Annotated in this window: 8 protein-coding genes; 1 reads left to right on the top strand and 7 read right to left on the bottom strand. The window is 61.7% G+C overall.

Translation table 11 applies throughout. The features are described 5' to 3' along the window. Positions 1-20 precede the first annotated feature (20 nt). Both RG540_RS11040 and RG540_RS11035 read right to left on the bottom strand, forming a co-directional pair. On the bottom strand, positions 21-494 hold the full coding sequence (locus RG540_RS11040) for an MgtC/SapB family protein (RefSeq protein ID WP_322789620.1): 474 nt from the start codon (positions 492-494) through the stop codon (positions 21-23). Between the two features lie 94 nt (positions 495-588). Further along, positions 589-1,845 (bottom strand): AGE family epimerase/isomerase, encoded by a 1,257-nt coding sequence (locus tag RG540_RS11035; RefSeq protein ID WP_038587711.1) that lies wholly within the window; start codon positions 1,843-1,845, stop codon positions 589-591. Between the two features lie 170 nt (positions 1,846-2,015). Between RG540_RS11035 and metH the strand changes: the two genes are divergently transcribed. After that, a complete protein-coding gene (gene metH / locus RG540_RS11030; RefSeq protein ID WP_038593541.1) occupies positions 2,016-5,789 on the top strand; it encodes a methionine synthase in 3,774 nt (1,257 codons plus the stop codon). 84 nt (positions 5,790-5,873) lie between these two features. Here the strand turns inward: metH and RG540_RS11025 are convergent, their stop codons facing one another. From RG540_RS11025 to RG540_RS11005, 5 genes are all read right to left on the bottom strand, one after another. Then, complete coding sequence (locus RG540_RS11025; protein ID WP_038587709.1) at positions 5,874-6,935, bottom strand: ABC transporter ATP-binding protein; 1,062 nt, start codon at positions 6,933-6,935, stop codon at positions 5,874-5,876. A gap of 9 nt (positions 6,936-6,944) precedes the next feature. Further along, on the bottom strand, positions 6,945-7,733 hold the full coding sequence (locus tag RG540_RS11020; RefSeq protein ID WP_038587705.1) for an ABC transporter permease: 789 nt from the start codon (positions 7,731-7,733) through the stop codon (positions 6,945-6,947). Next, entirely contained in the window at positions 7,730-8,605 is an 876-nt protein-coding gene (locus RG540_RS11015) for an ABC transporter permease (protein WP_038587702.1), read from the bottom strand. The genes RG540_RS11020 and RG540_RS11015 overlap by 4 nt, the downstream gene beginning before the upstream one ends. Positions 8,606-8,676: 71 nt before the next feature. After that, positions 8,677-9,783 carry an ABC transporter substrate-binding protein gene (locus RG540_RS11010; protein WP_038587699.1) on the bottom strand — a complete coding sequence of 369 codons (1,107 nt, stop codon included), beginning with the start codon at positions 9,781-9,783 and terminating at the stop codon, positions 8,677-8,679. Between the two features lie 149 nt (positions 9,784-9,932). Continuing rightward, positions 9,933-10,823, bottom strand: coding sequence for a MurR/RpiR family transcriptional regulator (locus RG540_RS11005; RefSeq protein ID WP_038587696.1), 891 nt, complete (start codon positions 10,821-10,823; stop codon positions 9,933-9,935). Between the last annotated feature and the right edge of the window lie 117 nt (positions 10,824-10,940).

Here is a 10,940-nt window from a genome sequence, read left to right as displayed (position 1 = left end):
GAGCCGTTATTCTTCGTCCTTCATACCCGCTGCAACTTCGGTTTGCGCAGCAGCCAGAGGATGACGATGCCGGCGCTGGTCGCGGCTACTGCGACGATCCACATGCCGAGGCCCACGCAGAGCCCGATCGCACCGGACAGCCACATGCTGGCGCCGGTCGTCAGGCCCTTCACATCGCCGCGCATTTGGAAAACGACGCCGGCGGCAAGGAACGCAATTCCGGCGGTGACGGCCTCGATGAGGCGGATCGGGTCGATCTGGACGGTATTGGGCTGGTTGCCGAACTCATGCATGATCTGCAGGCCGACCAGCGTGAAGACGGCAGATGCGAGGCCGATCAGCATGTTGGTACGCAGGCCTGCGGAATTATTGCGAAATTCGCGTTCGAGGCCGATCAGACCGCAGAGAAATGCGGCGCCGACCAGCCTCACCAGAAACACCTCGATTGCAACGGGCGCCTCGTGCGAAAACTCCTCCGCGAGAACGTTGAGCATGGTCGCGATATCCCGATGTTACCCGTGATGTAACACCGGAAACCGACGCAGGCGTATATGGTTCCGTCAGCATTGGGACTCTGGCGCGAAAGCCTCAGAGATGCCCTTCGGCCTCGACGATGACCTTCGTCAGGCTGCCGTTTGCCGGAAAGAGCGGGATGAGGCAGGCCTGCAGGGCGTGGTAGATATCGCCCTTGCCGGGAAAGAGGGTGTGGGCCGGGACGAGATCCTCGGTCAGCTCCTCGTGCCAGCCGCCGTTTGTATGGTCGATGAAACGGTTGGCGATCGTACCCCAGATCCGCCGGTAGCTGTCCTCGTAGAAATCGTCGGCCGGCAGGTGCTCGTTGAGGAAGTGGGCGGCACCGGCTGCCTCGCACATCGGCCACCAGAGCTTGTTGGTCTTGGCGGGCTTGTCGTTCCAGTCGAGCGTGTAGAAGAAGCCGCCCTTCTCTTTGTCCCAGCCCAGTGACATGGACTGGACGAACAGCGATTTTGCCGCGTCCGGCATCCAGCCGTGCTTTTTATCCCCGAGCGTCCAGAGCTGCAGCAGGAGGCGCGACCATTCCAGCCAGTGGCCGGGTGTGGTGCCGGCCGGGCGGAACATCTCGTCGGGGTGGTAATAGTCCTTGTCGATCGCCCATTCGGGATCGAAATGCTCGGCAACGCGGAAACCGACGCCGCCGGCAGAGCGGCGGATGACGAGGTCGGCGATGCTTGTCGCCTTGTCGAGATAGGCCGTCTCGCCGGTCGCCTCATAGGCTGCCATCAACGCTTCGGTGAGGTGCATGTTGGAGTTCTGGCCGCGATAGCTGCCGCCATCGATCGGTGACCAGTCACGATTGAACTCCTCCGCGATCGCGCCATGACGCGGTTCCCAGAACCTGGTTTCGAGGACCTCGGTAATGTCGGCCAGCATCCGGTCGGCGAGCGGATGGCCAATGACCTTGGCGGAGGAAGCGGCGAGCAGCACGAAGGCGTGGCCGTAACCCTGCTTGGCGGGATCAGCCGCGCCGTCATCATTGACCTGCCAGAAATAGCCGCCATATTCCGTGTCGCGATGACGCTCCCAGAGAGTGCGCATGCCGTGGTCGACGATATCGCCGGAGCCCGGCCGGCCAAGCAGGTGGCCGATCGAAAAACAGTGGACCATGCGCGCCGAGGCATGAATGCCCCGCGTCGGATTGGCGCCGCCGAGGGCCAAGCCCTGGTCGTCGAGATCGAAGAAACCGCCCTTTGGGTTCATCGCCCGGTACTGGAAAAAATCGAAGAGCCCGTCGGCCTCGTTCAGGAGCCAACGACGATGATAGGGAAGGCTCGCCCACTTGGCTTCTGTCTGACCGGTGTCGCTCATGAAAACCTCGGAATCGCTATGGCGGGGGCATTGGGATCAGAACGCCTATAACGCTCGGTCGGTTTCATGTCATCGACTATTCTATATTGTCGGACATACCGGTTATATATTGACATAAACATATCTTTATGCGGTTATTGAGATATCCGGAAATGATGAAGGGCAGTGCCATGTTCGACGAACTCTTTGGTCCCGAAGCCGCCGCGCGCGATGGCGTGGAGATTCTCTCGGCACTCAAGGCGGCTGCGCGCGAGCGCATCCTGATCATCGATGGCGCGATGGGCACCGAAATCCAGGGGCTCGGTTTCGACGAGGGGCATTTTCGCGGCGAGCGGTTTGCCGGCTGCGCCTGCCATCAGCAGGGCAATAACGACCTGCTGATCCTGTCGCAGCCGCAGGCGGTCGAGGATATCCATTACCGTTATGCCAAGGCGGGCGCCGACATCATCGAGACCAACACGTTCTCGTCGACCCGCATCGCCCAGGCCGACTACCAGATGGAAAACGCGGTCTACGACCTCAACCGCGACGGCGCGCGGCTGGCCAAGCGCGCGGCATTTCGGGCGCAGAAGGAAGACGGTCGTCGCCGTTTCGTCGCCGGCGCCATCGGCCCGACCAACCGCACCGCCTCCATTTCGCCCGACGTCAACAATCCCGGTTACCGGGCGGTGACATTCGACGACCTGCGCATCGCCTATGGCGAACAGCTCGACGGCCTGATCGACGGCGGTGCCGATATCATCCTGATCGAGACGATCTTCGATACGCTGAACGCCAAGGCGGCGATCTTCGCCTGTGCCGAGCGTTTCGAGGCGAAGGGCATCCGCCTGCCGGTGATGATTTCGGGCACGATCACCGACCTTTCCGGCCGCACGCTGTCCGGCCAGACGCCGTCGGCCTTCTGGTCCTCCATCCGTCATTCGAAGCCCTTCACCGTTGGCCTCAACTGCGCGCTCGGCGCCGATGCGATGCGGCCGCACCTACAGGAACTCTCGGGCGTCGCCGACACGTTCATCTCCGCCTATCCGAATGCCGGCCTGCCGAATTCGTTCGGCGGTTACGACGAATCGCCTGAAGACATGGCCCGCCAGATCGAGGGCTTTGCCGAGGAAGGCCTCGTCAACGTCGTCGGCGGCTGCTGCGGATCGACGCCTGAGCATATCCGCGCGATTGCCGAAGCGGTCGCGCCGCACAGGCCCCGCGAAGTGCCGGAACACCGGCCGTTCATGTCGCTTGCGGGCCTGGAACCCTTCGAATTCACCAAGGACATCCCCTTCGTCAATGTCGGCGAGCGCACCAATGTCACCGGCTCGGCGAAATTCCGCAAACTGATTACCGCAGGCGATTTCACCGCTGCGTTGGTGGTCGCCCGCGAGCAGGTGGAAAACGGTGCTTCGGTCATCGACATCAACATGGACGAGGGCCTGATCGACTCGCAGCGGGCGATGGTCGAATTCGTCAACCTGATCGCCGCCGAGCCGGATATCGCCCGGGTGCCGATCATGCTCGACTCGTCGAAGTTCGAGATCATGGAAGCGGGCCTGAAATGCGTGCAGGGCAAGCCGGTCGTCAACTCGATCTCGATGAAGGAGGGCGAGGAGAAGTTCATCGCCCAGGCCAAGCTGCTGCGCAATTATGGCGCCGCCGTCGTGGTCATGGCCTTCGATGAACAGGGACAGGCCGATACCTACGAGCGCAAGGTGGCGATCTGCGAACGCGCCTACAAGCTGCTGACCGAAGAGGCGGATTTCCCGCCGGAAGATATTATCTTCGACCCCAACGTCTTTGCGGTCGCGACGGGTATCGAGGAGCATAACAGCTACGGTCTCGCCTTCATTCAGGCGACCAAGACCATCCGCGAGCGCATGCCGCTGGTGCATATCTCCGGCGGTGTCTCCAACCTGTCCTTCTCGTTCCGCGGCAACGAGCCGGTGCGCGAGGCGATGCATGCCGTGTTCCTCTACCACGCCATCCAGGCGGGCATGGACATGGGCATCGTCAATGCCGGCCAGCTGGCGATCTACGAGAACATCGATCCGGACCTGCGCGAGGCCTGCGAGGACGTCGTGCTCAACCGTCGCGACGATGCGACGGAACGGATGCTCGAACTCGCCGAGCGTTATCGCGGGACCGGGGCCAAGGAAGCCAAGGAGAGAGACCTCGCCTGGCGTGAATGGCCGGTGGAGAAGCGCCTTTCGCATGCGCTCGTCAACGGCATCAACGAGTTCATCGAGGGCGATACCGAGGAGGCGCGCCAGAATGCGGAGCGGCCGCTGCATGTGATCGAAGGTCCGCTGATGGCCGGCATGAACGTGGTCGGCGACCTGTTCGGTTCCGGAAAAATGTTCCTGCCGCAGGTGGTGAAGTCCGCCCGCGTCATGAAACAGGCCGTCGCCGTGCTTCTGCCCTACATGGAAGAGGAAAAGCGCCTCAACGGCGGGGACCAGAAGAAGTCCGCCGGCAAGGTGCTGATGGCGACCGTCAAGGGCGACGTCCACGATATCGGCAAGAACATCGTCGGCGTCGTGCTCGCCTGCAACAATTACGAGATCATCGATCTCGGCGTGATGGTGCCGGCGACCAAGATCCTGGAAACGGCGATTGCCGAGAAGGTCGACATCATCGGGCTTTCCGGCCTGATCACCCCATCGCTCGACGAGATGGTGCATGTGGCATCCGAGATGGAGCGCCAGGGGTTCGACATTCCGCTGCTGATCGGCGGGGCGACGACCAGCCGTGTCCACACGGCGGTCAAGATCCATCCGCGCTATGATCGCGGCCAGGCGATCTACGTGACCGATGCCAGCCGCGCAGTCGGCGTCGTGTCCGCGCTTCTGTCCGAAGACGGAAAGCCGAGCTATATCAGCACGGTGCAGGCGGAATATGCCAAGGTGGCGGCGGCCCATGCCCGCTCGGAAGCGGAAAAGACCCGCCTGCCGATCGCTCGCGCGCGCGCCAATGCCGAGAAGGTCGACTGGTCGTCCTACCAGCCCAAGAAGCCGCAGTTCACCGGAACGAAAGTGTTCGAGACCTATGACTTGGCGGAACTGGCGAAATATATCGACTGGACGCCGTTCTTCCAGACCTGGGAGATGAAGGGGCGGTTCCCGGCGATCCTCCAGGACGAGAAGCAGGGCGAGGCGGCGCGCCAGCTTTATGCCGATGCGCAGGCGATGCTCGACAAGATCATTGCCGAAAAATGGTTCCGGCCGCGGGCGGTGATCGGCTTCTGGCCGGCCAATGCCGTCGGTGATGACATCCGCGTCTACACGGATGAAAGCCGCAACGAGGAACTGGCGACCTTCTTCACACTGCGTCAGCAGCTTTCGAAGCGGGACGGTCGCCCGAACGTCGCGCTGTCGGATTTCGTCGCCCCGGTTGCGACCGGTCTCGACGACTATGTCGGCGGTTTCGTCGTCACGGCCGGTATCGAGGAAGTGGCGATCGCCGAACGTTTCGAACGGGCGAACGACGATTACTCGTCGATCCTCGTGAAGGCGCTGGCCGACCGTTTCGCCGAAGCCTTCGCCGAATGCATGCACGAGCGGGTCCGCAAGGAATTCTGGGGTTATGCGCCGGACGAGAATTTCTCCACGGAAGAGCTGATCACCGAGGGTTACGGCGGTATCCGCCCGGCGCCCGGTTATCCGGCCCAGCCCGACCATACGGAAAAGGCGACGCTGTTCCGGCTGCTCGATGCGGAAGAGGCGTCCGGCGTCATCCTGACGGAAAGCTACGCGATGTGGCCCGGCTCATCGGTCTCGGGCCTCTATATCGGCCATCCGGCCTCGTACTATTTCGGGGTGGCGAAGGTCGAGCGTGACCAGGTCGAGGATTATGCCAAGCGCAAGGGCATGTCGATCGAGGAGATCGAGCGCTGGCTCGGTCCGGTCCTCAACTACGTGCCGACGTCCGGCCAGGATGCGGTAGACGACGCGGCGTGAGATTCTCAACGCAAAAACGGCATCCGCGAGGATGCCGTTTTTGCTTATGGGCCATCAGCCCGCTGATTTGCAGAAGACTTCCGATCAGTCGCGGACGATCAGGAAATCGTGGGCGTTGAAGCGCAGCGTCAAGGTCTCGCCGGACTGAGGCAGGACGGCATCCGGCGAATTGAACATGTCGAAGGAAATCTGGTTTCCGCCGACTTCGAGCTTTGTGCGGATGACGGAGCCCAGAAAGTGCGAAGAGATCACCTGGCCGGTCAGCGACGTGTCGCCCTTGGCATTTTCCAGCAGCGAGCCCGCTTCCGGACGCAGTGCGATCGACAGCTTGTCGCCGCCCTTCAGGGCGCCGATCGATTCCCGCAGCCTGATCGTGTTCTCGCCGACCTTGACCGTGTTGGCGGACGGATCGATGACGGTCGCCTCGATGATGTTGAGCGTGCCGACGAAGGATGCGACGAAGCGGGTGGTCGGACGGTTGTAGATCTCCGATGGCGTGCCGATCTGGTCGGCGCGGCCGGCATTCATCACCACGATGCGGTCGGAGATCGACAGCGCCTCTTCCTGGTCGTGGGTGACGAAGACGGTGGTGATGCCGAGCTGGCGCTGGATCTGGCGGATTTCCTCGCGCAGCGAGACGCGGATCTTGGCGTCTAGCGCCGACAGCGGCTCGTCGAGCAGCAGGACCTGCGGTTTCGGGGCGAGCGCACGGGCGAGCGCTACGCGCTGCTGCTGGCCGCCGGACATCTGGTAGGGATAGCGGTCGGAGAGATGGTCGAGACCGATTAGATTCAGCATTTCCTTGACGCGCGTTTCGATCTCCGTCTTGGACTTGCCCGCCACCTTCAAACCGAAGGCGACGTTGTCGAAGACGTTCATGTTCGGAAACAGCGCATAGGCCTGGAAGACCATGCCGATATTGCGCTGGTTGGTCTTCAGCGCGTTCTGGTTCCGGCCGTTGATCGAGATCGCCCCGTCGCTTGGGCTTTCAAACCCGGCGATCATGCGCAGCACGGTTGTCTTGCCGCAACCCGACGGTCCGAGAAAGGAGACGAACTCGCCCTTCTCGATGGACATGTTGAAGTCCTTGACGACCTGCGTCTGGCCGAAACTCTTCTTGATACTTTCGAGAACGAGGAACGACATCAAAATTCCTTAAGGCCTGGACGGCGACAATTTGCCGAAGCGGGAAACGAGCTGGATCAGACCCATCGAGAGCCAGGTGATCGCAAACGCGATGACGGCGAGCGCCGAAGGCTCATAGGCCTTGTTGGCGCCGACGAGCTGGAGATAGGGACCGAAGGCCGGACGGTTGAGAAGGGCTGCCATGGTGAATTCGCCCATGACGATCGCTAACGTGATGAAGGCGCCGGAGAGCACCCCCGACATGACGTTCGGGAAAATACAGCGGAACATGATCGTCGGCCACTTGGCGCCGAGGATTTCCGCGGCCTCCGTCAGCGTCCGCACGTCGATGGTCCGCATGGCCGTGTCGACGGAACGATACATGTAGGGGAGCGCCAGCGTCACGTAGGAGAAGGTCAGCAGGATATTCGTGCCCTGCGTCGAGCCCGTGAACGGGATCCAGGACGAGGAATTGTAGAGGCGAAGGTAGCCGAACACGATGACGATCGCCGGAATGACGAGCGGCAGCAGCGTGATGAACTCGACGACCGGCCGCATCTGCGGCAGGCGCAGCCGCACCCAATAGGCTGTCGGCACGATGAGCAGCATGCCGACGACGATCGTCACCAATGCCATCAGCATGGAGAAGCCGAAGGTGGCGCGGAACTGGGCGTCGGTGAAGACCGACTGGTAGGCGTCGAAGGAATAGACGCCGCGCCGCATGCGCAGCGAGAACTCGAACGTGCCGATCAGGGGCACGAGGAAATAGATCGCGCCGATGGCGATCGCGAGCCAGGCAAGGATCTTGGACGCCTTCATTTCTGCCACCGTTCGGCCCGGGTGCGCAGCCAGATGTAGAGGATGTTGGAAATGCCGGTGATGACGATCATGCCGAGAGCCAGCGCGTAGCCGAGGTTCGGATTGTGGAGCACGTCGCCGCGGATCTGGGCGTAGAGCAGGATGGGCACGATGTTGAGCGAGGAACCGGTCAGCGCAAAGGCGGTCGCGATCGCGCCGAAGGCGTTGGCGAAAAGGAGAAGCGTGGCTCCCATCAGGCTCGGCCAGAGGATCGGAAGCACCACCATGCGCCAATATTGCCAGCTGGATGCGCCGAGAATTTCGGATGCCTCGCGCCATTCCTTTTTCAAGCCGTCGAGCGCGGGGGTGAGGATCAGCACCATCAGCGGGATCTGGAAGAACATATAGGTGATCGTCAGGCCGAAGAACGACAGGAGGTTGAAGCCTGTCGAATAGAGATTGAAGCCCAACCAGTCACGCATCAAGACGGTGACGAGCCCGGTCCGGCCGAGCGTCGCCAGAAAGGCGAAGGCGAGCGGCACGCCGGCGAAATTCGAGGCGACGCCCGAAAAGGTCAACAGGCTGGAGCGTATCCAGGACGGCAAGCCGCCGAGCACGACGGCCCAGGCGAGGAAGAAGCCGATCAATGCTCCGCCGAGCGCAGACGCGACGGATACCCGGATACTGATCCAGTAGGCGCCAAGGATGGAAGGCGAAAAGAGATCGAAAATATTCTGAAACGTGAATTCGCCCGCCGGATTGAAGAAGGCGCCGACGATCAGATAGAGCGTCGGAACAATCAGGAAGGCGAGCGCGAATACCATGAACGGCACGATGCCGAGCCAGTCGATGACTGTCCGGCGGTCGATGAATGACGTGGAAGCGGTGGTCATGAATGCTGGCCATCCAGGGTGAAACGGGAAAACTCCCGCGCCGGGCGGCACGGGAGTCCGGTCTTGTTCGATTACTTGGCGACGTTGGCGCCGACCACGCTATCCCACTTCTTGGTGATGGTTTCCTTGGCGGCGGACTGCTGGTCGAGCGTCGGGAATACGGCCTTCTCATAGGCTGCTGCCGGAGGCAGGGCGTCGAGCAGGTTCTTCGGGATCTTGCTGTTCTTGGCAAGATCGTTGAAGCGGATCGGGTGGCAATATCCCTTCAGCCAGCCGAGCTGACCTTCGTCGGAATAGAGGTATTCCATCCACAGCTTCGCGGCGTTCGGATGCGGAGCGAAGGCGGAGATCGCCTGCACGTAGACACCTGCAACAACGCCGCTTGCCGGAACCACGACCTCGAAGGGCGGGTTGCCCTTCAGGCTTTCGCCCCAGGACAGGGCATTATAGTCCCAGGCGATGATGATCGGCGTGGTGCCCTGCGCGAACGGGGCAGCCTTGCCGGTGACCGGCACGAAATTGCCCTTCTTGTTGAGTTCGGCGAAGAACTTCAGGCCTTCGTCGCCGGCTTTGGCGGAGTCGCCCTTGGCGCCGGAGAGACCGGCAGCATAGACGCCCTGAACGGCCTGGTTGGCGCCGCGCGGATCACCGGCGAGAGCGACTGCGTTTGCATAGTCGGACTTCAGGAGGTCGGGCCAGTCCTTCGGCGACGTCTTGACGAGGTCCTTGTTCACCAGGAAGGCCAGGACGCCGTAATAGTCGCCGTACCAGTAACCGTCTGCGTCCTTGGCGTCGGCAGGGATCGAATCCCAGGTGGAGACCTTGTAGGGCTGGATCAGGCCGTCGGCCTTGGCGCTGGGGCCAAACGACAGGCCGACGTCGATAACGTCGGGAGCCTGCGGGCCCTTGTTGCCCTTGTTGGCCTTGATCGCTTCGATTTCGTCGCCCGAACCGGCGTCCGGGTTCAATTCGTTGACTTCGAGGCCGTACTTCGCCTTGAATCCGGCGATGACGTCGCCGTAGCCGCACCAGCTATGGGGCAGCGCGATCGTGGTCAGCGTGCCTTCCTTCTTCGCGGCTGCGATCAGCTCGGCGCTGGGCGCCGCGGCTGCGATGGCCGTGGAGGCGATGACGATGGCGGTCGTCAGAGAAAGAAGACGTTGGGTCTTGTTGATCAAGGTATCCTCCTAGGGGTGCAGGTCGTGTAGTCTGGATCGTTTCGGCGCGACTCGTAGAGCCAGTTCATGTATCGTATATGACAGCCCGGAGGATGAGCATTTGCTCATGAAAATCCCGGATTGCCGGCATATTTCTTAACCCCGACCGGTCAGTCGGGACGGCTCTGGCGGCCCGGGCGGCGGAACAGCATCGTCCGCTCGAACAGACCTTCCAGAGAGTTCATGCGTTCGCGAGTTTCCTCCCACGTGGCGCTCTGCACCGCCTCGATCAGCGCCTCGACGACGAAGAGAGTAATAACGGAGCTGTCCCAGGCCGACGGCGCCTCGATCCTCACCTTGAACGTATGCTGCGCATGTTTGGCAACGGGCGAGGCCCAGACGTCGGTCAGCAAGATGATGACGACGCCGTTGGCCCGTGCGGCCTCTGCCAGCGTCGCCATCTCCTGCTCGTAGCGTCGGATATCGAAGATCACCAGGACGTCGCCGGCGCTCATGTTGAGAACATGCTGAGGCCAGGAACTCGAATTGGTGGAGATCAGGGTCGTCTTTGGACGGATGACCTGCATGTGGGTGAAGAAATACTCGGCCAGCGCCCCGGTGATGCGGCCGCCAACGAAGTAGATGCCCCGGTTGCGATCACGCAGAAGTGCGGCCGCGCCCTCGAAAGTCGTGGTGTCAAGATCCGAAAGCGTATCGCGCAGATTGGCGGTGATCGCGTCGGCAAAGCGATTGAGGATATGTGTGCCCGGTGCGTTTGACGCCCACCGGTCGTGCTTGGCGATCGGGTTGGAGATGGTCGCCTCGAGCTCGTGATGCAGATGCGACTGGAATTCCGGGTAGCCCTTGTAGCCGAGCTTCTGCACCATCCGCGCAACCGTCGGCGTCGAAACACGGGCGTTCTCCGCGATCACAGTGATGCTGCCGAGCCCTGACACCGGATAGTTCTCCAATAGACTGTCCGCCAACTGTTTTTCCGCGCGCGTCAGGCTATCGTAACGAACACGAATGACATCCGATACGGTGCGTGCAGTTGGTGGCACTAAAGCTGTTCCCTCCGGTCTTCGCCGGTTATCGAAAAGATTAACAATCGTTTCTGCGGAGAAGTCAACGGTTCCTTTGAAGAGAAATTTTCAGAATCCCGTTGACGGCGGCCGGAA

The sequence above is a fragment of the Neorhizobium galegae bv. orientalis str. HAMBI 540 genome (genome assembly GCF_000731315.1).
Lineage (GTDB): Bacteria > Pseudomonadota > Alphaproteobacteria > Rhizobiales > Rhizobiaceae > Neorhizobium > Neorhizobium galegae.
This window is presented reverse-complemented; position numbering and strand designations above follow the sequence as displayed.

Coding starts and splice junctions, on each gene's coding strand:
- RG540_RS11040 (WP_322789620.1), bottom strand. CDS start 494: ATGCTCAACGTTCTCGCGGAGGAGTTTTCGCACGAGGCGCCCGTTGCA.
- RG540_RS11035 (WP_038587711.1), bottom strand. CDS start 1,845: ATGAGCGACACCGGTCAGACAGAAGCCAAGTGGGCGAGCCTTCCCTAT.
- metH (WP_038593541.1), top strand. CDS start 2,016: ATGTTCGACGAACTCTTTGGTCCCGAAGCCGCCGCGCGCGATGGCGTG.
- RG540_RS11025 (WP_038587709.1), bottom strand. CDS start 6,935: ATGTCGTTCCTCGTTCTCGAAAGTATCAAGAAGAGTTTCGGCCAGACG.
- RG540_RS11020 (WP_038587705.1), bottom strand. CDS start 7,733: ATGAAGGCGTCCAAGATCCTTGCCTGGCTCGCGATCGCCATCGGCGCG.
- RG540_RS11015 (WP_038587702.1), bottom strand. CDS start 8,605: ATGACCACCGCTTCCACGTCATTCATCGACCGCCGGACAGTCATCGAC.